The 22,602-nt window shown below is 69.8% G+C and carries 21 protein-coding genes; 18 read left to right on the forward strand and 3 right to left on the reverse strand.

Going from position 1 to position 22,602, the window contains the following annotated elements:
- The first annotated feature begins 74 nt into the window (after positions 1-74).
- The 6 genes from HNR23_RS24210 to HNR23_RS24235 all read left to right on the forward strand — a co-directional run bounded on the left by HNR23_RS24210 (position 75) and on the right by HNR23_RS24235 (position 4,554).
- The gene (locus tag HNR23_RS24210) at positions 75-665 is read left to right on the forward strand and encodes an HdeD family acid-resistance protein (protein WP_184079042.1); all 591 of its coding nucleotides are present in this window, start codon (positions 75-77) and stop codon (positions 663-665) included.
- A 190-nt stretch (positions 666-855) separates the two neighbouring features.
- Positions 856-1,113 carry a DUF5957 family protein gene (locus HNR23_RS24215; RefSeq protein ID WP_184079044.1) on the forward strand — a complete coding sequence of 86 codons (258 nt, stop codon included), beginning with the start codon at positions 856-858 and terminating at the stop codon, positions 1,111-1,113.
- Positions 1,114-1,199: 86 nt separating this feature from the next.
- Positions 1,200-2,423 carry a sensor histidine kinase gene (locus tag HNR23_RS24220; RefSeq protein ID WP_184079046.1) on the forward strand — a complete coding sequence of 408 codons (1,224 nt, stop codon included), beginning with the start codon at positions 1,200-1,202 and terminating at the stop codon, positions 2,421-2,423.
- A gap of 130 nt (positions 2,424-2,553) precedes the next feature.
- Positions 2,554-3,252, forward strand: coding sequence for a response regulator transcription factor (locus HNR23_RS24225; RefSeq protein ID WP_184079048.1), 699 nt, complete (start codon positions 2,554-2,556; stop codon positions 3,250-3,252).
- A 234-nt stretch (positions 3,253-3,486) separates the two neighbouring features.
- Complete coding sequence (locus tag HNR23_RS24230; protein ID WP_343070697.1) at positions 3,487-4,347, forward strand: DUF5753 domain-containing protein; 861 nt, start codon at positions 3,487-3,489, stop codon at positions 4,345-4,347.
- Between the two features lie 3 nt (positions 4,348-4,350).
- On the forward strand, positions 4,351-4,554 hold the full coding sequence (locus HNR23_RS24235) for a DUF397 domain-containing protein (RefSeq protein WP_184079050.1): 204 nt from the start codon (positions 4,351-4,353) through the stop codon (positions 4,552-4,554).
- 71 nt (positions 4,555-4,625) lie between these two features.
- Here the strand turns inward: HNR23_RS24235 and HNR23_RS24240 are convergent, their stop codons facing one another.
- Entirely contained in the window at positions 4,626-5,984 is a 1,359-nt protein-coding gene (locus HNR23_RS24240; protein ID WP_184079053.1) for a hypothetical protein, read from the reverse strand.
- Positions 5,985-6,308: 324 nt separating this feature from the next.
- On the opposite strand from HNR23_RS24240, the gene ispH reads away from it, so the two are divergent.
- The 10 genes from ispH (at position 6,309) to HNR23_RS24290 (ending at position 18,997) form a co-directional block, all read left to right on the forward strand.
- Positions 6,309-7,241, forward strand: a complete 933-nt coding sequence (gene ispH, locus HNR23_RS24245) for a 4-hydroxy-3-methylbut-2-enyl diphosphate reductase (RefSeq protein WP_343070698.1) — start codon at positions 6,309-6,311, stop codon at positions 7,239-7,241.
- Positions 7,238-9,151 carry a 1-deoxy-D-xylulose-5-phosphate synthase gene (locus HNR23_RS24250; protein ID WP_184079057.1) on the forward strand — a complete coding sequence of 638 codons (1,914 nt, stop codon included), beginning with the start codon at positions 7,238-7,240 and terminating at the stop codon, positions 9,149-9,151. The genes ispH and HNR23_RS24250 overlap by 4 nt, the downstream gene beginning before the upstream one ends.
- Positions 9,148-10,305 (forward strand): flavodoxin-dependent (E)-4-hydroxy-3-methylbut-2-enyl-diphosphate synthase, encoded by a 1,158-nt coding sequence (gene ispG / locus HNR23_RS24255; RefSeq protein WP_184079060.1) that lies wholly within the window; start codon positions 9,148-9,150, stop codon positions 10,303-10,305. The genes HNR23_RS24250 and ispG overlap by 4 nt, the downstream gene beginning before the upstream one ends.
- 8 nt (positions 10,306-10,313) lie before the next feature.
- Positions 10,314-11,318: a terpene synthase family protein gene (locus tag HNR23_RS24260; RefSeq protein ID WP_184079062.1), complete on the forward strand. Its 1,005-nt coding sequence runs from the start codon at positions 10,314-10,316 to the stop codon at positions 11,316-11,318.
- 70 nt (positions 11,319-11,388) lie between these two features.
- Positions 11,389-12,378 (forward strand): terpene synthase family protein, encoded by a 990-nt coding sequence (locus HNR23_RS24265; protein ID WP_184079064.1) that lies wholly within the window; start codon positions 11,389-11,391, stop codon positions 12,376-12,378.
- Between the two features lie 391 nt (positions 12,379-12,769).
- Positions 12,770-13,807: a polyprenyl synthetase family protein gene (locus tag HNR23_RS24270; protein WP_184079066.1), complete on the forward strand. Its 1,038-nt coding sequence runs from the start codon at positions 12,770-12,772 to the stop codon at positions 13,805-13,807.
- Positions 13,808-14,450: 643 nt separating this feature from the next.
- Positions 14,451-15,656: a YbfB/YjiJ family MFS transporter gene (locus HNR23_RS24275; protein ID WP_343070699.1), complete on the forward strand. Its 1,206-nt coding sequence runs from the start codon at positions 14,451-14,453 to the stop codon at positions 15,654-15,656.
- Between the two features lie 89 nt (positions 15,657-15,745).
- A complete protein-coding gene (locus HNR23_RS24280; RefSeq protein WP_184079068.1) occupies positions 15,746-17,701 on the forward strand; it encodes an FAD/NAD(P)-binding protein in 1,956 nt (651 codons plus the stop codon).
- A gap of 38 nt (positions 17,702-17,739) precedes the next feature.
- The gene (locus tag HNR23_RS24285) at positions 17,740-18,171 is read left to right on the forward strand and encodes a carboxymuconolactone decarboxylase family protein (RefSeq protein WP_184079070.1); all 432 of its coding nucleotides are present in this window, start codon (positions 17,740-17,742) and stop codon (positions 18,169-18,171) included.
- 187 nt (positions 18,172-18,358) lie between these two features.
- A complete protein-coding gene (locus HNR23_RS24290) occupies positions 18,359-18,997 on the forward strand; it encodes a pyridoxamine 5'-phosphate oxidase family protein (protein ID WP_184079072.1) in 639 nt (212 codons plus the stop codon).
- A gap of 32 nt (positions 18,998-19,029) precedes the next feature.
- On the opposite strand, the gene HNR23_RS24295 is transcribed toward HNR23_RS24290, so the two are convergent.
- The gene (locus HNR23_RS24295; protein WP_184079074.1) at positions 19,030-19,248 is read right to left on the reverse strand and encodes a hypothetical protein; all 219 of its coding nucleotides are present in this window, start codon (positions 19,246-19,248) and stop codon (positions 19,030-19,032) included.
- 223 nt (positions 19,249-19,471) lie between these two features.
- On the opposite strand from HNR23_RS24295, the gene HNR23_RS24300 reads away from it, so the two are divergent.
- Positions 19,472-20,299 (forward strand): pentapeptide repeat-containing protein, encoded by an 828-nt coding sequence (locus HNR23_RS24300; protein ID WP_221308236.1) that lies wholly within the window; start codon positions 19,472-19,474, stop codon positions 20,297-20,299.
- A gap of 126 nt (positions 20,300-20,425) precedes the next feature.
- Here HNR23_RS24300 and HNR23_RS24305 read toward each other — a convergent pair whose 3' ends face one another.
- Positions 20,426-21,358 carry a nitroreductase/quinone reductase family protein gene (locus tag HNR23_RS24305; protein WP_184079076.1) on the reverse strand — a complete coding sequence of 311 codons (933 nt, stop codon included), beginning with the start codon at positions 21,356-21,358 and terminating at the stop codon, positions 20,426-20,428.
- Between the two features lie 500 nt (positions 21,359-21,858).
- Between HNR23_RS24305 and HNR23_RS24310 the strand changes: the two genes are divergently transcribed.
- Positions 21,859-22,431 carry a dihydrofolate reductase family protein gene (locus HNR23_RS24310; protein WP_184079078.1) on the forward strand — a complete coding sequence of 191 codons (573 nt, stop codon included), beginning with the start codon at positions 21,859-21,861 and terminating at the stop codon, positions 22,429-22,431.
- Positions 22,432-22,602: the final 171 nt, after the last annotated feature.

Raw genomic sequence — 22,602 nt, forward strand, 5'->3', positions numbered from 1 at the left:
CGTTCGGTGCTCTTCGCCGGCATCGACGGAGCGGAAGGACATCGCACACAGGGTGCGATGAGGACGGGGGAGACATGCTCGACTACCTGGCACGCCACTGGTGGGTTCTCACCGTGCGCGGCGCGATCGCGGTGCTGTTCGGCCTGTGCGCCATCTTCTGGCCCGACCTGACGCTGATCCTCCTCGCCATCTTCTTCGGCGCCTACATCCTGGTCGACGGCCTGTTCGCGGGAGTCTCCGCCTTCCGGGCCGAGTCGGGGAACCGGGCACCCTTCGTGGTGGCCGGGATCGCGGGTATCGGCTTCGGACTGATCGTCCTGTCGTGGCCGCAGATCACGGTCGTGGCGATGGCGCTGCTGTTCGCGGCGTGGGCGATCGTCACCGGCGTCTTCCAGCTCGTCGCGGCGGTGAAGCTGCGCAAGGAGATCAGCGACGAGTGGCTGCTGGTCCTGGGCGGCGTGCTGTCGGTGCTCTTCGGTGTGCTGGTCGCCCTCATGCCGATGGTCGGCGTCGTGGTCATCGCCTTCGTGATCGGCGCCTACGCGATCGCCACCGGCGTCCTGCTCATCGGCCTGAGCCTGCGGGTCCGCAAGGCGGACAAGGCGATCCAGGCGCACCGAGCGGGCGAGGTCGGCGGGACCGCCGAGGGCGGAGCCCCCGCCTGACCGGCGGCGTGCGCCCGCGGCCGGTCCGCACAGGCCCCCGGCCGCGCTTCTCGACGCGCCCCCATGCCCGACGACTACATCCGCGGATGTAGGCGCGGTGACCTCCCCAGGCCGACGCGCCGTCGCCGCCAGCTCGCTCACGCTGGGAGCCGCAACCGCAAGAGCGAGAGTGGGGAAGGGGACGTCAGCGATGCAGGTCCTACGTGTACTGGGCGCGGCACTGCTCGGCGCCGTCGGCGGGTTCGTCCTGGGGATCGTGGTGTCGGAGGCCATCGCCATCAGCGCCTTCATGATCGCCGGCGGGGCCGAGTGGATGCGGGTGTTCCGGTTCATCCCGGGGGCCTTGGCACTCGTCGGGCTGGTCGGTGCGCCCCTGCTGGTGCTGCGCACCCGCCGGGCCGACGTATCCGGTAGGTCCGGTGCGCCCGGTGAGACCCCCGGGCGGTGAGCGGCGGCGCGGCGCCGGTTCGCCGAGCGACGGATCGGTATCGTCGGGACCGCCCTGCACCGTCCGTCCCGTGGAGAACCCGACCCATGAGGCTCCCACCCTCTCGTCCGGAACCGGGCGGACGACTCGACCTGCGGCTCGGCGGTCGGCTCACCGGCACGATGATGGACATCGCGTCGGCGGTGGGCGCACTCGCGGTCATGCTCAGCGGGGAGCTGTTCACCTCCGAGGCCACCGCCGAACCGATGCGCGCGGTGCCGCTGCTGCTCCTCCTGGCCGGGGCGGGCTCGCTCGCCGTGCTGAGCCGGTTCCCACCGGTCACGGCGGTCGTGCTTGCCCTCGCCACCCCGCTGTACTACATCCTCGGGCCGGTCGACGCCTGGACGGGGTGGTTCGCGTTCGCCGTCGGCGTGTTCCGCCTGGCCGCCGAGAGCCACCGGCCCTCCGCCATCACCGCCACGGCCGGGGCACTGGCCGTCTTCTCCGCCGGGGAGATCATCGCGTTCCAGCCGGCCAGGTCGCTGATGGTGCTGGCCTGGCTGATCGTCGTCCTCGCGGCCGGGGAGCTCGCGCGCAGCCGACGGGCCTACCTGCGCGAGGTCGAACAGCGGGCGGTCGAGGCAGCGCGCAACCGGGCCGAGGAGGAGCGGCGCCGCGCCACCGAGGAGCGGCTGCGCATCGCGCGCGAGGTGCACGACGTCGTCGCGCACAGCATCTCGCTGATCAACGTCCAGGCGGGGGCGGCGGCGCACCGGCGCGACCCCGAGCAGGCCTACGCCGCGCTGGAGGAGATCAGGCGCGCGAGCAAGGACACCCTGCGCGAGCTCCGGGCGACGCTCGGGGTGCTGCGGCAGGTCGACGAGGACGACGGTGCCGCCGCTTCGGTGGATCCCGCCCCATCGCTGTCCGGAATCGAAGAACTGGCCGACCGGACGCGGGAGTCGGGGATCGCCGTAGAGGTGATGGTGGAGGGCGAGCGATCGGAGCTGACGACGTCGATCGACATGGCCGCTTACCGGATCGTGCAGGAGGCCCTGACCAACGTCCGCCGCCACGCGCAGGGCGCGACCCGGGTGTCGGTTGCGGTGCGCCGCAGTGCGGAGGTGCTGACCGTGCAGGTCGATGACGACGGCGGCGGCGCCGCGGACACTGCGGTCCGGGAAGGCAACGGCCTGCGCGGCATGCGCGAGCGGACGAGCGCCGTCGGCGGCGAGTTCGGCGCCGGGCCGGGGCCGAACGGCGGCTTCCGCGTTCGCGCCGTCCTCCCCATCGGCGAGGACCGCGGTAGTGCTCCCCACACCAGCGGCTGACCTGCTGCCCGGCCTCTTCGCGGCACTCCCCGGCACAGCCTCCCTCCCGGTCCGGAAAGCGGGGAGACTGGTCGGGGAGCCCGGGACGGACCCGCGGCTGACAGTGGAGTGACAGCCGAGGAGCCGACCGATGACCACCCCGACGCCCACCCCGGGGCCGGACACGATCCGGGTCGTGCTCGCCGACGACCAGACACTCGTCCGCGCGGGGTTCCGGTCGATCCTCGACGGGGAACCGTACATCGAAGTCGTGGCGGAGGCGGGTGACGGCGAGGCGGCTGTGCGGGTCGCCCGGGAGCACCGGCCCGACCTGGTGCTGATGGACATCCGGATGCCGGCCGTCGACGGGTTGGAGGCGACCCGGCGGATCGTCGGCGACGAGCGGCTGCGCGATGTGAAGGTGGTCATCCTGACCACGTTCGACCTGGACGAGTACGTGTACGGGGCGTTGAAGGCGGGCGCCGGCGGGTTCCTGGTGAAGGACACCGAACCGATGGAACTGATCCACGGTGTCAGGGTGGTGGCGCGCGGCGACGCCCTGCTCGCGCCGTCGGTCACACGGCGGCTGATCGCCGAGTTCGCGGACCGGATCAAGGAGCCGCCGCCGATGCCGCGGCTGAACAGCCTGACCGAGCGCGAGCGCGAGGTGCTGGTGGCCGTGGCCGGCGGCCTGTCCAACGAGGAGATCGCCGACCGGCTCGTGGTCAGCCACGCGACGGCCAAGACCCACGTCAGCCGCATCCTCACCAAACTCGCCGCGCGGGACCGCGCTCAGCTCGTCGTCATCGCCTACGAGGCGGGCCTGGTGAAACCGGGCTGGCTGGACTGACCCCGCCCTGACACCGCGACCCACTGCTTCCCCGTTGATCTCGGAGATATTGGGGTGAAAATCGCTCGCGAGACCCCGATATCCCCGAGATCAACGGAAGAGCGGGTGGGGCGCGTCGCGGGTGGCGGGGAGACGGCGTAGGGGCGCACCCGGGCGGCTGTTCGGGTAGGTCGCGGGTTCGTGGTCACGGGTGATCGCCCCTTTAGGGCAACAGGCGGTGAGTCGTCGAGAAGGGTGGGTGTCCGCCCGCTCCCCTTCAGCCGGGCGGACACCCGCGGGCGGCGCTCACCGGCCCGCTCTTCCCCTCCACGGTGTGGCAGCGAGCGGGAGCGCCTGTGGGATAGGTTCTGTGGCAGCCGCTCCGGCCCTACTAGTCCTAGGGCCGGAGCGGTTCCCGGGCCGGCGGCCCTCGAAAGGCTCTGCCAGCTCTACGGGGCAGAGGGCCGGTTCGACGAACTGCTGGAACTACGCCGCCAGGCCCGCCAGCCAGACCGGTGGCAACCCTATGAGCCGGAGCGCAACTACCGGACGTACGCCAACCTCGAAGCACAGGCGAGCGCCATCGATGCCTTCGAGTCGCAGCTGATCCCCGGAGTCGTGCAGACCGAGCGCTACGCGCGAGCGGTGATCGAGGCAACGCTCCACCCGAACAGCGACGTCGACCGCGAGATCGAGGTCCGCAGCAGGCGCCAAGAGTTGCCGCACCGCCCAGACAGGCCAGAACTGAGACTCATCGTGTCGGAGGGGGCTGTCCGCCAGGAGGTCGGTGCCCCGGCCGTCATGGAAGAGCAGATTCAGCGGCTCATCGAGCTGGCGGGGGAGCCCGGCATCGCGATCCAGCTGCTACCTTTCTCCGCGGGTGCCCACGTGGCCATGACTCTGCCCGCGTTTATCGTCATTCGGGTTGCTCAACACGGGTTGGCGACGGTCTATGCCGAAAGTCGGGCTTCTAGCCTGTTTCTGACCAATCGGGAAGATCTGGATGAGTACACCTCGCTCTTCAGCAAGCTTCGCGGGGCCGCTCTCGATGAAGGTCGTCCTACTCGACGGCTGCTGGAGGACGTGCTCCAGATCCATGGGAGTCGAAAGGACTGACACATGCATTCCCCCGATGCGAACCGCCTGGGCTGGTTCAAGTCCGGTTACAGCGCATCACAGGGGGCGTGCACCGAGGTCGCGACCTCGAAGAGCAAGGCGCTGGTCCGCGATTCGAAGTACCCCGACCTCGGCCATCTCACCTTCGCGGACAACGAGTGGTCCGCCTTCCTCCAAGCCGTCAAGAGCGATGAACTCGGCCGATGACCACCACCGCGTGTGGGGGCCGGTGGCGGGTTCGTGGAGATCGGATCAGGGCCGCTGTCCCCTGATGGCTGTCACCTGCGGCTCGCTGGGAAGTGGGCCGCTGCTTCACTCACGGTGACGGCGCGGTGGAGCAGGTCACGGGTGGTACTGCTCCGCGCGAAAGGGCGAAGCCGGGCGCGGAGCCGCGACAGGGCGGCGCGGGCACGGCCGCTGCGCAGCGCGGGGTAGTCGTCGAGGAAGCGGTGCCAGTCTGCTGCCGCGCCGTCGAGGCAGCCGCTGTCGAGCTTGAGCTCGGCGAGGCGGGCCAGGCACAGCGCTCGGTAGCGGCGCTTGGCCTCGGGAAGATGCCGCAGGCACTCGGCCAGCGAGGTGACGGCTGCGCTGCGGTCGCCGCTGGAGGCCGCGATATCCGCACGCTGGTGGGCGAGAGATGCGGTGTAGTAGCCATTGTCCCGGCAGCGGGGTCCGGTGGTTCGCCTGAGCATGTGCTCGGCGGCCGCCAGCAGGTGCGTGGCCTGCTGCTGCTCCCCGTTCCGGGCGTGGACGACCGCGAGCTGGCCTAGCAGCAGGGCGCGCGTGCAGGGCGCGGACACCTCGGAGAGGGCCGTGACTCCGGCCTGTGCCAGGTGCAGCGCTGCCCTGGGGTGACCGAGTGCGCAGGCCTGCGAGCTCATCGCGCGCAGCGTGACGGAGTGGCCTGCGGTGTCGCCGGATTCGGCGGTCAGCCGCAGGGCGATGCGGTAGTAGCGCTGTGCGGCACCGTGCAGTCCGTCGTCGAAGTACATGAATCCGGTGAGGCAGCTGAGGCGGGCTCCTGAGGTCAGCAGCCGTCGGCGTACCTCCCCGTTCGCACGGCTCCGCAGCCATGGCCCGACCATGGTGGCCAGATAGCCGACGAGGGGCGAGCGCATGGCTCCGCCCCCGAAAGCGTCGTCGGCCTGGATCGCCAGGTGCAGCATGGCCGTGGCGGATGCGGCCTCGGTCTGCCCGATCCGCACCGGGTGGTGGGGGCGATAAGGCGACCGGTGGACGGACGGCGCCCACATGGGCACATCCAGTGCCGCCATGTTGTAAACGGGGTGTGCGGTCGTGCCCCCCGAGCTCTCCCTGTGGTACAGATCGGCGATCAGGTCGAGCGGGTCGGCCTCCCACCAGGCAGCCGAGCCCCGGGTTCCTTCTGGGGCGGGCCATCCGATGTCGGCAGGGGTGAGGTGGCGTCCGATCCGTCGGGCGAGCGCTTCGGCCACAAGCTCGGGCACGGGAGGACGTGGCCGGGCACCGGAGAGCCACTGCGATACGGAGGCCCGACCGTATGCCAGGCGCAAACCCGCCTCCGCGCCGATCGTGTTCACCCTGCGGGCGAGGGCGTCGCCGCTGAGCCCGGCCCTGCTGATCGCGTTCCGCAGTTCGAGGTTGGGTCGCTGCGCCATTGCCGCCTTCCCGGGAGCCGCGGCCCGAGGCCGTTCGTGCCCTCCGGCCAGGGCGGCACTGCGGCGGACGTCAATTCCGCTGTGGAAATAGACGCCGTCGCTTGCTGATAGGCGTTGGCGCAGCCTCCGTTATCGGTGACATTGATTATTGCAGAGTTCACCTTTTCCTAGTGGGAGTAGAGCGGCCGAGGCCACGCAAGTCTGCCTCGAAGGCGACGGATCTCTTCCGCGATGGAGGCATGCATGACGGATCGACGCACTGGCCCAGTCATCGAGGAATCCGACCGTCCGGGAACGGAAGGGAGGTCGGCGAAGCCAGGTGATGTGCCACGCCGGGTGGTGCTGGCCGCACCCCGCTCGTTCTGTGCGGGTGTGGAACGGGCCATCGAGATCGTCGAGCGACTTCTGCGGATCCGGTCCGGTCCGGTCTACGTGCGAAAACAGATCGTGCACAACTCCCACGTGGTGGCTGATCTGGAATCGCGCGGTGCGGTCTTCGTCGAAGAGATCGATGAAGTCCCGATGGGAGCCACCGCGGTCTTCTCCGCCCACGGCGTCTCTCCCGCGGTACGCTCCGCGGCCGAGCACCGCCGCCTGGACGTGGTCGATGCCACCTGCCCGTTGGTCACCAAGGTGCACGTCGAGGCGCGGCGCTTCGCCGCCCGCGGCGACACCGTGGTGTTGATCGGCCACGCCGACCATGAGGAGGTCGAGGGGACCCTCGGTGAGGCCCCCGGCTCCACGGTGCTGGTCGAGACTCCCGAGGACGTGGCACGGATCGAGGTCGCAGACCCGGAGCGCGTCTCCTACCTGACCCAGACCACCCTGGCGGTCGACGAGACCCGGGAAGTCATCGAGGCGCTGCGCGCCCGCTTCCCTGCGCTGCGCGGCCCCGGCTCCGAGGACATCTGCTACGCCACGACCAACCGGCAGAACGCTGTGGCGGCCGCGGCCGGGGACGCCGATGTGGTTCTGGTGGTGGGGTCGGACAACTCCTCCAACTCCGTGCGGCTCACGGAACTCGCCCGCCGCCTGGGCACCCCCGCCTATCTCATCGACTCCGCCGACGACATCGATCCCGCCTGGGTCACCCATGCCGCGGTGATCGCCGTCAGCGCCGGCGCTTCGGCGCCGCCGTCGCTGGTCGACGAGGTGATCGAGGCACTGGCCCGACTCGGCCCGGTGACGGTCGAAGAGCATTCTGTGGCCACTGAGGACGTGCACTTCGCCCTGCCCCGGAAGGTTCGGTACCCATGACCCCCGGCACCGGTGCCCCGCCTTCACGGACCGGCTTTCCGTTCGGCGGCGGGAGCGACCTGCGGGCCCTGCACACCGAAGAGTTGACCGACCTGGCGGCCCGGATCCGCTCCTTCCTGGTGGAACGGGTCTGCCGTACGGGAGGGCACCTGGGACCCAACTTGGGCGTGGTCGAACTGACCATCGCTCTGCACCGGGTTTTCGACTCTCCGCGCGACGTCCTGCTGTTCGATACCGGACACCAGGCCTACGTGCACAAGATCCTGACCGGACGGGCCGACGGCTTCGACGCCTTGCGCCAGCGCGGCGGGCTGGCCGGCTACCCCAGTCGGGTGGAGTCGGACCACGATGTCATCGAGAACTCCCACGCCTCGACCGCCCTGTCGTACGCCGACGGCATCGCCAAGGCCCTGCGCCACCGAGGGAGACGGGACAGGGCCGTCGTCGCCGTGGTCGGAGACGGGGCCCTGACCGGGGGCCTTGCGTGGGAGGCGCTGAACAATATCGCCACCGCCCCGTACCGCAACCTCACCATCGTGCTCAACGACAACGGGCGCTCCTACGACCCGACGGTCGGCGGTCTCGGTGAGCACCTGGCCCGGCTGCGCGGGGACGGCCGCGTCGCCCCGAAAGCCCCCGCACCGTCGCCCGCCCGGCCCGCGCTCCGCGCCACGGCAGCCCACGCACCCGCGACGGTGTTCGAGGCAATGGGCCTGGCCTACCGGGGCCCGGTCGACGGCCACGACATCGGCGCCATGGAGGTCGAGCTGCGGGCGGCTGCGGCTGCGGAGCGCCCCACTGTGGTGCATTGCGTGACGGTGAAAGGACGCGGGTACGGCCCGGCCGAGAGCGACGAGGCCGACTGTCTGCACGGTGTCGGAGTCCTCGATCCGTCCACCGGCCGTCCGGCCAAGGCCGCTGCACCGACGTGGACGTCGGTGTTCGGCACCGAGATCGCCGCGATCGGTGCCGAGCGCCCCGAGGTCGTGTGCCTGACAGCGGCCATGCTGCGCCAGGTCGGACTGGACACCTTCGCCCGTCGTTTCCCCGAGCGCGTCTTCGACGTCGGTATCGCCGAGCAGCATGCGGTCTGCTCGGCCGCCGGGCTGGCCACCGGCGGCCTGCACCCGGTCGTCTGCGTGTACTCGACGTTCCTCGGCCGTGCCGTCGACCAGTTGCTCATGGACGTCGCACTGCACAGCTTGCCGGTGACGTTCGTGCTGGACCGGGCCGGGATCACCGGACCGGACGGGCCCAGCCACCACGGCATGTGGGATACGGCACTGCTGTCCGTGGTGCCCAATCTGCGCCTGGCCGCACCCCGCGACGCCGCCCGGCTGCGCGGGCTGCTGCGCGAGGCCATCGCCATGGATGAGGGCCCGACCGCCGTCCGCTTTCCCAAGTCTGCTGTGGGCTCCGACATCGACGCCCTCACCCGCATGGACGGTCTGGACGTTCTGCACCGGTCCCGGCGCCTGAGGCTGGACGTGCTGCTGGTCGCGGCCGGGGTGATGGCGGGACCATGCCTGGACGCGGCACGCGAACTGGAGGCGCAGGGCATCGGCGTCACCGTGGTGGACCCGCGCTGGATCATCCCGATCAACCCGACCCTGGCCCATATGGCGGCCCGGCACCGGCTGGCGGTGAGTGTGGAGGACTGCACCCGCACCGGCTCCATGGGCTCGATGTTCGTCCAGGTGTGCGCGGACGCCGGGATCACCACACGCCTGCGCGTACTCGGGCTGCCGCGTGACTTCATCGAGCACGGCTCGCGCGCCGAGCTCCTCATCGAGCACGGCCTGACCGGAACGAGGATCGCCAACGAGGCACGACGTGCCCTTTCGGCGACGGTAGAGCACGGCCGACCACCCGGTGGGCAGGACAAGGAAAGCGAGGGAGACCGACCATGAGCGCCGTTGACCTGGGCATGCCGGGCCATGCAAGCGATGGGCTCGCCCCCCGGCGAGCCTCCCGGCAGGTGATGGTGGGCGATGTCCCCATCGGCGGGTCGGCACCGGTGTCGGTGCAGTCGATGACGACCACCGTCACCGCTGACATCGACGCCACCCTGCAGCAGATCGCCGAACTGACCGCCGCCGGTTGCCAGATCGTGCGGGTGGCGGTCCCCTCGGCCGACGACGCCGCGGCCCTCTCGGTCATCGCGCGCAAGTCGCAGATCCCGGTGATCGCCGACATCCACTTCCAGCCGCGCTACGTCTTCGCAGCGATCAACGCCGGCTGCGCTGCCGTACGGGTCAACCCCGGCAACATCAAACGGTTCGACGACCAGGTGTCCCAGATCGCGCGGGCGGCCGCGGGCGCGGGCATCCCCATCCGCATCGGCGTGAACGCCGGCTCGCTGGACCCGCGGCTGCTCGCCCGCTACGGGGGCGTGTGCGCAGAGGCGCTGGTGGAATCCGCCCTATGGGAGTGCTCGCTGTTCGAGGAACACGACTTCCAGGATCTGAAGATCTCGGTCAAGCACCACGACCCGATGGTGATGGTTCGCGCCTACCGGATGCTGGCCGAGCGGTGCGACTATCCGCTGCACCTGGGGGTCACCGAGGCCGGGCCGCCGCCCCAGGGCACGGTGAAGTCGGCGGTGGCCTTCGGCATCCTGCTCGCCGAGGGGATCGGCGACACCATCCGGGTGTCACTGTCGGCGCCGCCGGTGGAGGAGGTGACCATCGGCATCTCCATCCTGGAGTCGCTGGGCTTGCGTGAGCGCCGTCTGGAGATCGTCTCCTGCCCCTCCTGCGGACGTGCCCAGGTGGATGTCTACCGGCTGACCGACGAGGTCACCGCCGCCTTCGAAGGCTTCCCGTTCCCACTGCGGGTGGCCGTGATGGGATGCGTGGTCAACGGCCCCGGCGAGGCCCGCGAGGCCGACATCGGGGTGTCCTGCGGCAACGGTAAGGGGCAGATCTTCGTCAAGGGCAAGGTCATCCGGACGGTGCCGGAATCCAAGATCGTCGAGACCCTTCTCGACGAGGCCCTGGCCCTGGCGCCGGACGCGGCCGGGGAGGCTGCAGAGGAACTCGGTCCACAGGGAAGAGGGGGCTGAGAGCGGTGATGGAGCCCCGGCTCTTCAAGCGATTGCGCTATCCCTTTCCCACCCTGGTCAACGAGCATGCGGCGGCCATGCAGGAGCATACCGAGCGGCACTGGATCGATGGTGAATGCCGGGGCTTCGTCGCGCCCGATATCGCCGAGGGATTCAAGAGGGCACGCACGGCTTACATGACCTCCTACTTCTTTCCCATGGCGACCTGGGAGCGGCTGCTGCCGCTGGCGCGGATGATGGTCTTCTCCATCTACCAGGACGACATCTATGAGAAGGCCAGTCCCGAGCAGGTTCGACGGATCCGGGAGGGCACGGTCTCCGTCGCCCGAGGTGAGCGCATGCCTGAGGAGACAGGGGTGATGCTCGCAGGTCTTATCGCGGGGGTCCGTGCCGGGGCGCTGCGGTTCATCCCGGAGGACGCGGTGCAGCGGTGGGCCGACGACGTCGACCTGTACTTCGAAGGCTTGGAGGAAGAGACCTACTACGTGAGAACGGGCCGCTTTCCCACGATCGAGCGGTACCAGGTGTTCCGCGAGCGAGCGCTGATGCTGCATCCGTTCATGTCGCTCAAGGAGGTGGAGACGGGAGTCGTCCTGCCGCCCGAGGTGCACGCGCATTCCACGGTTCAACGACTCAAATCCCTGGCCGTGCGGGTCATCGGCCGGTTCAACGAGTTCCAGTCCTACGACAAGGACATCAAGACCGGGATGGGCAACGTGAATCTCATCGGTGTCGTCGCCCACGATCGCGATATCGGAATCCAGGAGGCGTCCGAATACGCGCTCCGGCTGCACGACGAGGAACTCGCCGAGTTCGTCGAGTTGCAGCACGGCCTGCCGGAGTTCGATGGCTGGCACGACGCCGTAGCCAACCATATCCACCACATCAGCTTCGTCATCTCCGGATGGCGGGGGGTCGATTCCAAGATCGACCGCTACGACCCGGAGTTCTACCTCGACCAGGACCGACTGCGAACGAGCGTGCACGTCCCCGACCGGAACCCTCACACGTGATCACACATGCCACACACCGCTGCCGACCGGACAGCGTGACAAGGACAGGACGGCCAGAGGACGGCTCGCCATGGTAGACGAATACCCCATGCCCACCTTGACCTTCCCCTTCCCGACCGTCATCAGCCCATTTGAAACGGACGAGTCGTATCACGATGAAGCTCTCTGGTACGACGAATACTACGGATTTCTGCCCGAAGAGGACCGTAACAAGCTGAAGAAGCATGCCCTCCCTCAGGGGGCGGCATTCATGTCGCCAACCGAGAACGACGCGACCCGGCTGCGCCCCATGGGCAGGTGGTTCATGTTCCTGACTCTCATCGACGACCGCTGCGAATTCCATTCGATGTCGGACCTTGTTTCCGTACGAGATCGGGTATGCGACATAATCCTGGGCGAGGTGCCGCGGAGGGATGAGATCGGCTTCCTGCACATGCTGGGTCGAATGCGGGTGGAATTCCAGGAATTCATGCCCTATCTCTGGTTCGAGCGCCTGGCGAACTCCTTCTACGAGTACTGGACCTATGGCGTGATGGAGGAGAGTCCCTACAAGCTCGGCCATAAGCGGGGAGTGCCACCACTGGCGCCCTACTTGCTCGTGCATGAATATTCGATCGCCATGAGGCCTTACGGAGACCTGGTGGACGTCACGACCCGTGCCCCGCTCTCCGTCGGCACCTTTCGCCACTCGGTGATCAGTCGACTGCGCTCGCTCATTTGCCGGCTCATGTCGATTCAAAACGACCTCTACTCGCTGGGCAAGGAGGAGGCGCGCCCTTCGGAGGTCTTCAATATCGTACCGGTTCTGCGAAATGAGCTGGACTGCTCGCGCAGCGAGGCGATAGACGAAGCAATGCGGATGCTCGATGGGTTCGCAGACGAGATCGTCGCCCTGCGGAATAATGTGCCCGATTTCGGGGATGAGCAGCAGGCGGTTCAGGACTACTTCCACCACATGGAACTGATGGTGACAGGATTGGATAGGTGGTACACGAGCTCCAAATCCATACGCTACAAAGTTCCCGGGGCATTCCCGGAGCCGATGCCGTCCGACCCTTGATCGGTAGCGGCTCGCGACGCCCCCTTAGGTTGCTGATCTTGCGGGTAAGTGCGAAATGGCGCATCCGAAGCCACCGCGGAGTCAGCGGCAACGCGCCCATCATGAAGCCTCGTGGTCAACGGGTGACGGGGTCCGCCGAGAACCAGTGCAGACGTGTGGCGGCAGATGGTGCACCCCCGACCGCGATCCAGGTCCGGCGTACGGACGCGGGAACGAGCGGTCGAGGAGCACCGGCCGCTGCCCGCGGCCAGGGGCGCGTGCCGACGCCGGTCGTGTGACCGGCCTATGGCGGCTGCTGCGGAGGTGGGACGCGGGCCTTCGCATCCACGCCCCGCCCGGGGCGACCGGCGGAATCGGAGGCCGCCGCCTGGAAAAGGGAGGAATCAACAGCATGAGAGCCAATCGTCCCGCGTCCCCTCCTGCACCCGCGAGGAGCCTCGCCTGGAGGCCGGGCGAAGTCGACGAGCTTGTCGCCCCCGCCCTGCGCTCCGCGCTCGGACGCTTGGCCCATCCTGTCCGCACCATTGCCGAGTACCACTTCGGTTGGCGCGACACCGACGGTGCTCCCGCTGACGCGGGCATCGGCAAGATGATCCGTCCGGCACTCGTCCTGCTCAGCTCGCGGGCAGCGGGTGGTCGTGATGCTGACGCGGTTCCGGCGGCGGTCGCAGTGGAGCTGCTCCACAACTTCTCCCTTCTGCACGACGACATCATGGACGGTGACCGAACAAGGCGGCACCGTCCGGCCGCGTGGACGGTCTACGGGGTCCCCCGGGCCGTCCTGGCGGGCGATGCGCTGCTGGCACTGTCGCTGGACGTGCTGGCCGACCGTCCCGCCCGCGAGCTGTCGGTCCTGCACCGCACCCTTCTCGATCTCGTCAATGGGCAGGCCGCCGACATCTCGTTCGAACAGCGTGACGATGTCAGCTTGGCGGAGTGCGAGGCCATGGTCCGCGCCAAGACCGGCTCCCTCATCGCCTGCAGCTGCTCTCTCGGCGCCTTCGCAGCCGGGGCAAGAGCGGAAACAGCGGCAAGTCTGGCGGAGTTCGGATGGCAGCTCGGCCGCGCATTCCAACTCATCGACGATGTCCTGGGCATCTGGGGTGAGCCCGGCAGAACCGGAAAGTCAGCCTACTCCGACCTGGCTGCCCGGAAGAAGACCCTGCCGGTGGCGGCTGCTCTGGCGAGCGACAACGCAGCCGCGCGCGAATTGGCAGCACGGTACCGGAGCCGGAGGCCTCTCGCCGATTCCGACCTTGACAGAGTGGCCTCGCTCGTCGTCCAGGCGGGCGGGCGTGCATGGGCCGAACATCAGGCGGCTGCGGCGCTGCGGGAGGCCACAGCCGCCCTGCACCGAGCCCACCCGGCTGAGGGGCCCGCCCGCCGACTCAACGACCTGGCCGACTTCATCACCCGCCGCGACCACTGAGAAGACCCGGGTGGACACGCCACTGTGGCTGATGGTCCCAGCGCTGCGGAAGGAGCGTGTTCTGTACCGGCCACACGCACCAGCCGCTGAGGCCACGTGCCATAGAGCATGTGTCGGGGCTTCCGGGGCCGGCGTGTAGGGCACCGGTGGGGGCAAGGCGTGTGGCGGTCCCGCCGTTTTCGCGTGTGTCCGGCGGTGATCGGCGGCGAGCTCGGCCATCGGGCGTGTGCGTTCCCGGGCTTGTGCTCCCCGTAGAGGGAGCGTGGGGCGGAGCCTCCCGGTTCAGCTCCTGGACCGGGCGAAATGGCTGGGCCTGGGGAAATGTCTGTGGCCTGGGGAAATGCCTGGGACCTGGGAAAAGGGCGGGTCCAGGGAAGTGGCTGTCTTTTCAACGAATTCGCACCGCGGGTTCGCACCACGCGCTTCAGGAGGCGGATGGATCGGCTTAACGCCCTGTTCACGGCGCTTTTCTACGGTTCCGGAGGGGCAAGGGCGGTGTTATGTGATCATCTGAGTATGATGTCGTCTTTGTTGGCTGGAGAGCCATACGTGGCCGCATCGCATTAGGGGTAGATGTGTCGGCCGCAGTTGACCTGAAAACGGGGGATTCGTGGTCGACTCTGAGAGTGTGTCACGGGTATCCGTGGCCGAAACGTCCAGTTCAGGGGCGGACGAGGTCCGCGATGAACGGCGGCTGCTGTGGCGTGCCGCGCTGGTGCTGGCTGCGGCGATGGGTGTCGGGCGGTTCGTCTACACGCCCATCCTGCCGATGATGGAACAGCAGGCGGGGCTGAGCGCCGTAACGGGCGCGCACATCGCCACCGCCAACTACCTCGGCTACATCGCCGGGGCGGTGCTGCTGAGCGTGCTCCCGTCCCTGGCGAACTCCCGCGCGCTCGCACGGGGCTCGCTGGTGCTCCTGGTCGCCACACTCGCGGCCATGCCGCTGACGGCCAGCCCGCCCGCGTGGATGGCGCTGCGGTTCCTCGCCGGTGTGACCAGCGCGGTCATCTTCATCGTGGCCGCACAGGCGCTCCTGCGGACACTGCGGCGCAGCCCGCACCTGTCCGGCTGGTCCTACGGCGGGGTCGGGCTGGGCATCGCGCTCTCCGGGGCCGTGGTGCTGGCGGCCGGCCCCACGACGTCCTGGCCGGTGTTCTGGTACCTCTCCGCCGCCCTGGCGCTGCTCCTCGGCGCGCCGGTGTGGACGCTGATCGACCGGGCCGCGGACCCGCGGGAGACCGCGAGCGGTGCCGGCGGCGCGGAACCCGCTTCCAAGCGGGCGTTCCGGCTGCTGCTCGCGGGCTACTTCCTCGAAGGTGTCGGCTACATCATCGCCGCCACGTTCCTTGTCGCGGCGCTGTCCGGGGCCGGTCTGACCTGGTTGGGCAACGGCGCCTGGGTGCTGGTCGGTGTGGCGGCCATCCCGTCGTGCGTGCTGTGGGCGTACTGGTCCCGCCGGATCTCGCGGCCCACCCTGCTGGTGGTGGCGCTGCTGGTGCAGGCGGTCGCCGTGGCGCTTCCCGGAGTCACCGACAACGCCGCGATGGTGATGGTCTCGGCCGTCCTGTTCGGCGGCACGTTCATGGGCATCACCACGCTCGCGCTGGCCGCCGGTGCCGAACTCAACGTCCCCCGCTCGGCGGCCGCGCTCACGACCGCCTACGGGCTGGGCCAGGTCGTGGGGCCGCTGGTGGTGCAACCGACGCTCGACCACGGCTACCAGCCGGCGCTACTGATCGGCGGGGCGGTCCTGTCGGTGGGGGCAGTGGTGGTGCTGCTGCTCCGGGTGAGCTCCTGGCCCGGTATCCCTGCCCCCACCCGCCCGGCGCCACCCCGCGCCCGCTAGCGCATCGCCGAATCCGGAGCCGCGGTCCCGTCCGGCGGCTCCGTGCCCTCCTCCGCACAGAGACCGGTTAGAGAACAGAAAAGGCAGCTGTGACCAGGAACATCGCTATCGTCGGGCTCGGCCCGCGAGGATTGTCCGTGCTGGAGAGAATCGCCGAGAACGCACGCATTCACCCACATTCATCCGTGGTCGTGCACGCCATCGATTCGGAGTCACCGGGGGCGGGATCCGTCTGGCGCCCGACGCAGCCCAGGAAATTGCTGATGAACACGGTGGCATCGCAGGTCACGCTGTTCAACGACGACAGCGTCCGGTGCCGCGGCCCGATCGTGCCCGGCCCGAGTCTCTACGAGTGGGTCGAACGCGGTGGCGCGGACGAGCTGGACGACCCGGAACTGCGATCCCAGGCGTCCCGGCTCGCGGCCGATGACTACCCCACCCGCGCCCTCTACGGCCGGTACCTGCACTGGGTGCTCGACCACATCCGCTCGGGGCTGCCCGCCAACGTCCGACTGGTCGTCCACACCGACCGGGTGCTCGCGGTCACCGCGCTGGAGGCCGGCGGGTACGCCGTCGTCCCGGCCCATGCCCACCAGGCGATCACCGTCGACAAGGTCGTGCTGGCACTCGGCCACCTGCCGGCGGGGCTGCGGGAGCGGGAGCGCCGTCTGGAGGCGTTCGCGATCACGCACGGGCTGCACTACATCCCGCCCGCGAACCCTGCCGACATCGACCTGTCCGACGTGACCGAGCGCGACACCGTGCTCATGAACGGCCTCGGACTGAACTTCTTCGACTACCTGACCCTGCTCACCGGCGCCCGCGGCGGCCGCTTCGACGAAACCGCGGACGGCCTGGTGTACCGGCCCTCGGGAACCGAACCCCGGATCATCGCCGGATCCCGGCGCGGTATCCCCTACCACGCGCGCGGCGCCAACCAGAAGGGCGTGGCCGGCCGACACGACCCGCGGTTCCTCACCCCAGAGACCATCGAGCACCTGCGGGACCGGGCGCGCCGCATCGGCGGGCTCGACTTCTTCGAGGACGTGTGGCCCCACATCACCGACGAGGTCGCGTTCGTCTACTACTGCGCGCTGGCACGGCAGTCGGCGCCCGCGGCCGACCATCATGCCTTCGCCGCAGAGCTCATCGAGGCCCTGCCCCACGGGCCGGACCGCACGCGCCCGCTGCTGCGCCGGCACGGCATCGGCGCGGACGCCGAGTGGAACTGGGACCGGGTCTCCCAGCCGCTGGGGGACGGCGGCTTCGCCTCTCCCGAGGCGTTCACCGACCGCCTGCTCGCCTACCTCCGTGAGGACCTCGTCAACTCCCACGGCGGCAATGTGGACAACCCGCTCAAGGCCGCGCTGGACGCGCTGCGGGACCTGCGCAACGAGGTGCGCCAGGTCATCGACCACGGGCAGGTCACCGCGGCGTCCTACCGCGAACACGTCTCCCGCTTCTACACCCCGCTCAACGCGTTCGTCTCGATCGGACCGCCGCCGCACCGCATCGCCGAACTGGTCGCACTGATCGAAGCGGGAGTCGTGACCGTCGCCGGACCCGGGTTCACCGCGACCGCCGATCCGCGCGGCCGATTCACCGGGAGCTCACCCGTCGTGGCCGGCGCCGAGTACACCGGAAACGTGCTCATCGACGCCCGCCTGCCGGACCCCGGTGTGGTCGGGTCGGACGACGTGCTGGTGCGCTTCCTGCTCGACAGCGGGATCGGGCGTCGGCACCGGCTGCGGACGAACGGGACCGAGCACGTCACCGGGGCTCTGGAGGTCACCGACCGGCCCTACCGGCTGATCGACGCCTCCGGCCGCCCGAACCCCGGCGTGCACGCCTTCGGGGTCCCCACCGAGGGGGTCCACTGGGCCACGGCCGCCGGCGTCCGGCCCGGCGTGGACTCGGTGATCCTCGGGGACGCCGACGCGATCGCCCGCTCGGTCCTCGGCCTCGACGACGCCCCGGAGCCGGGGCACGAGGTGCGGCCCGAACCCGTCTCGGTCGGCGAACGACACGCGCTTTCGGCGCACTGACCGCACACACGAATCAACCGAAGGAGCTGAGCAGAACAGTGGAGCCGAGCCAAGGAGACGGTGCGGACCGCTACGCGGCCGGAGACCGGATCCGCCGACAGGTGCTGGGCGACCAGTACGTGAACACCATGCTGCGCGGTTGGGAGCCCGCCAAGCCCCTGCTGGACCTGATCACCGAGTTCTCCTGGGGCACCATCTGGACACGCGAGGGCCTCGACCTCAGGACGCGCAGCCTGCTCAACGTCGGCATGCTGGCCGCCCTGAACCGCCCCGCCGAACTGCGGCTGCACGTCGGTGGCGCGCTGCGCAACGGGTGCACCCCGGAGGAGCTCGCCGAAGTCGCCCTGCAGGCCGCCGTCTACGCGGGGGTCCCGGTCGGGATCGACACCATGAAGATCATCCGTGAGGAAGCCGAGAGCTTCGAAGCGGAGGCGGGGGCGGCGGCGGAGGCCCCGAGCGCCGAGCGCTGACCCCCCTCGGTTCGGCCGTGCACCCGGCGCGTCCAGGTGCACGGCCGGTCATGGCGGGCCCGGTAAGGACGACCCCCGCACCGGATCGGCCCGGACCGAGTGGCCACACTGGCATGGAACGGCGAGTGGCCCCGGCCGTCGCTGCCGCGCGGGTGCGCCGGAGGCAGGAACGAGGAGTGATGACGGGATGAGCCGGTACGCGCGCTTGGCGTTCACGGACACGGTGCGGCAGCTGCAGCAGGACGAGGGCACCCGCCCGGCCCACTGGAAGGACCTCGGCGAGGCCGTGGGCTGGGAGCGCGACCCGCTGGGCGAGCGCGAGACCGAGTTCATCACGGGACGGGACGGCTTCTACCTCGCCAGCGTGGGCGAGACCGGGTGGCCCTACATCCAGTTCCGCGGCGGCCCGCCCGGGTTCGTGCACGTCCTCGACCCGCTGACGCTGGCCTGCGCCGATGTCCGCGGGAACCGGCAGTACATCACCAACGGCAACCTCAAGACCGACGGCCGCGTGGCCCTGTTCTTCATGGACTACGCCCGCCAGTCCCGGCTCAAGCTGTTCGGCCACGCGCACACGCGCCACCTCGACGCGGACCCCGACCTGGCCGAGCGGGTGAGCTCACCCCGCACGGCCGGCCGCGTGGAGCGGGTCATGGTGATCGACCTCGAAGGCTACGACTGGAACTGCCCGAAGCACATCCCGCGTCGGCGCACCGACGCCGAACTCGCGCCGACCTTCGAACGGCTCCGCGCGCTGGAGGAGGAGAACGAACTCCTGCGCAAGCGCCTCGCGGAGCTCGGCGCGGACCCCGAGTCTGCGGTGTGAGGAAGCTCGGCCGCAACGGCCGCGGCGACCGATCAGCCGCGCGGGGCGGTGGGGGAGCGGTCGGGCCTCCGGCGGAGGATCAGCTGGGAGACGGTGACGACCAGGACGACCGGAGCCCCCGTCGCGACGACCCACCACCAGAAGTGGACATTCATGCCGTCTTCCAGGAAACGTCCCGCCGCTGCGCTCAGGATCAGGACCATGGCGATGGACAGCGCGGCGTCGCTGAAGTTCCGTTGTCCTGGCGTCACGCGAGCCTTCCTCCGGTAGTCGTCCGTGCGGCGTCATCGCAAGGGATGTGCTCGCTTACCCGGTGGACTATTCCAATGGTGGACCCCTAAAGGCGGCGTCACCCGCTGTGGCCAGCCGATTAATGATTTGCTTTCGCTGCGGGGCGGTGCGGCAGACTGGCCGCCGACCAGGACGCGGCGATGGGGGAGGCCGCGTCCGTTGCGGGGGCGGGGGCCACGCGTTTTGTCCGAGGCGCAACAGAACATCGACCGCCGCCGCCTGCGGGCCGACTGCACGAACTGCTTCGGGCTGTGCTGTGTGGCGCTGCCGTTCGCCGCGTCGGCGGACTTCGCCGTCGACAAGGACGCCGGGACGCCGTGCGCGAACCTGCGGGAGGACTTCGGCTGCGGGATCCACGCGCGCCTGCGGGACCGGGGGTTCTCCGGCTGCACCGTCTTCGACTGCTTCGGGGCAGGGCAGCAGCTCTCCCAGGTCACCTACGGCGGACAGGACTGGCGGCGGAGTCCGGGGACGGCGCGGGAGATGTTCGACGTCTTCGCCGTCATGCGGCAGCTGCACGAGCTGCTCTGGTACCTGGCCGAGGCCCTGGAGCTGCCGCAGGCCCGCGCCGTCCACGGCGACCTGCGCCGCCTGTACGACGCCACCGAGCACCTGACCCGCGGTAGCACCGCCGAGCTGTCGGCGGTGGATGTGGCGGCCCACCGGCGGGAGGTCGACCGGCTGCTGCTGCGTACCAGCGAGCTGGTCCGGGCCGAGGTCCCGGGGATGGGGAAGAAGCGGAACCACCGGGGAGCCGACCTGGTCGGGGCGAAGCTGAAGGGCGCCGACCTCCGCGGCGCGAACCTGCGCGGGGCGCTGCTCATCGCGGCCGACCTCCGCGGCGCCGACCTGCGCTCCGCGGACCTCATCGGCGCGGACTTCCGGGACACCGACCTGCGCGGCGCCGACCTCACCGGCGGCCTCTTCCTCACCCAACCCCAGGTCAACGCGGCCAGGGGAGACGCCCGGACCGCCCTCCCCCCGACACTGGAGCGCCCCGCCCACTGGTAGGCGGCCCGCCCTCCCTCCCCTCCGTCGGTCTCGGCAATGTGCACCGAACACGAGAAACCACCGGCGATTTTCGGTGCGCTTCGCCGAGATCACCGGAGGGGGCGGGGCGACGTCGTCGGGGAAAGGTCAACCGGTCTCGGGCACTCCGGGTGGGGGCCAGGGGACCTCGCGGAGGACGGGGAGCAGGGTCGCCTCCTCGTAGTCGAGGTGGGCCCGCAGTTCCTCCGACAGCCGCACCAGCTCGGCGCGGAACCGCTCGGGGTCGGCGTCGGCGATGTCCTCCAGCAGCGCGGCGAGGTCGCGCTGGATGCGCGCGACCGTCCGGTGCTCCGCCGTCAGCCGGTCCAGGGCGTCGGCCAGGTGCGGGTGGGACGCGCGCACGCCGGGGAAGAGGTGCGCGTCCTCGCCGGTGTGGTGGAACTCCAGGGCCTGGCAGAACGCCAGGCAGTGCTGGCGGATCTGCAAGCCGAGCCCCGGTGCCGGGGGCGTGCCCCGTCCCCGGCGGGCCTCCACCGCGGCGAAGTGGGCGTCGACCTCGGTGCGCACGTGCCGCAGCTGCGACCGGAGCCAGGCGTGGATCTCCACCATCTTGTCGGCGAGGCTGGTGATCTCGGCGGGGACGTCCGCCGCGGAGTGGTCGGGCCGCTCCAGGGCCACGACCGGCAGCACCCGCTGGGTGCGGGCCTGGTAGTCGGCGTACCCGGGCTGCTCGCCGACGATGTGCCCGAAGAGGCGGTCGCGTCGCGCACCCTCGGCCGGCACCGCGATCGCCTCGAACACCTCGGTGCCCAGCTCCACCTCCACGACCGGGTTGGCGAGCAGGTTGTGGTACCAGGCGGGGTGGCGGGGCGCTCCCGCGGCGGACGCGACGACCAGCACCTCCTCGCCGTGGCGGACGAAGCCGAGCGGCACGGTGTGCCGCTGTCCGGACTTCGCTCCGGTGGTGGTGAGCAGGAGGACGTGGCCCTCCTCCGACGGGTCGCCGACCCGTCCTCCGTTGGCGCGGAACTCCTCGATGATCGCTCGGTTGAAGGCCGCTTGGTCGAATGTCGCGGACAAGTGGAAGGAATCTCCTCGATACGTGTGGGGCCGTGGCGGCCATGGCGACCACGGTGATGGTGAATGACTGCGGTGCGCGGCGCGTGGGCGCACGCGGAGCACAGGTGGCCCTCGCCGGGGAGAAGGCGTCAGGATCGGGAAACGCGCAGCACGAACAGCCTGCGAACAGGGCGGCCGTCAGGAACGGGGAGCGGCTGCGCGGGGCCCGACAGCGGTGCCTGGCACCGCGAGCGGCAAGGGGCGACGCGCGGACGTGACGGCGTCAGCGGCGGTCAGTGGCTATGCGAAGAAGAAAAGCATGGAAATCGCCCCTTCGATCAAGGTGCCCGCCCACCTACCGGCCTACCCAGTGCTCTCTGGCCGGCGGCGCGCGGCACGCGGCCCATTACAGCCATCCGTCCGCCTTCTGTCAACGCCGAAAAAGTGTTGCGGTCACCGCGGTCGAAGCACTAGGGATAGAGCGGTCCACTCGCCGTACCGGATGATCGAGAGAGACGCGCATGCGGAAGTTGACCTACTACATCGCCATGTCCATCGACGGGTGTATCGAGGGGCCCGGCGGGGAGGTGGACTTCTATCCGCTCGGCGAGGAGTTCGCGGCCCACATGTCCGCCGAGTACCCCGAGTGCCTGCCGACGCATGTGCGGGAGCGCTTCGGGATCGACGTGCCCAACCGCCGCTTCGACACGGTGATCCAGGGCCGGACCAGCTACCAGATCGCCCTGCGTGAGGGCATCACCAGCCCCTATGCGCACACCCGGCAGTACGTGGCCTCCACCTCCATGGCCGAGAGCCCCGACCCGGCCGTCCGGATCGTCGCCGACCCCCTCGAAACGGTTCGTGGACTCAAGCGGGAGAACGGCGACCTCGGTATCTACCTCGTCGGCGGCGCCAAGCTCGCCGGTGCGCTGCTCCCCGAGATCGACGAGCTGGTGATCAAGCGCTACCCCGTCGTCGCCGGTGCCGGGACCCCCATGTTCACCGGCGCGCGGTTCGACCCCGCCGAGTTCGCACTCACCGACCGCCGTGTCTTCGGCAACGGAACCGAGTGCTCGACCTACACGCGTGCCTGAGAACGGGCCGTCGGGGCCGCGTCGGCGGTCACCGGGTGTATCGGCGCGTGGGCAGAACAGAACACCAGGGCCGAAACCAGTGCTTTCTGCAGCACACGGTGACACTCCTCTTACTGGCCGGATAAGGCCGATGGTCTCTTGACCCCTTGTGGGGGTTCCCTTGACCGATAA

Origin of the sequence: Nocardiopsis mwathae (genome assembly GCF_014201195.1) — a bacterium.
In the GTDB taxonomy this organism is placed as follows: Bacteria; Actinomycetota; Actinomycetes; order Streptosporangiales; family Streptosporangiaceae; genus Nocardiopsis_C; species Nocardiopsis_C mwathae.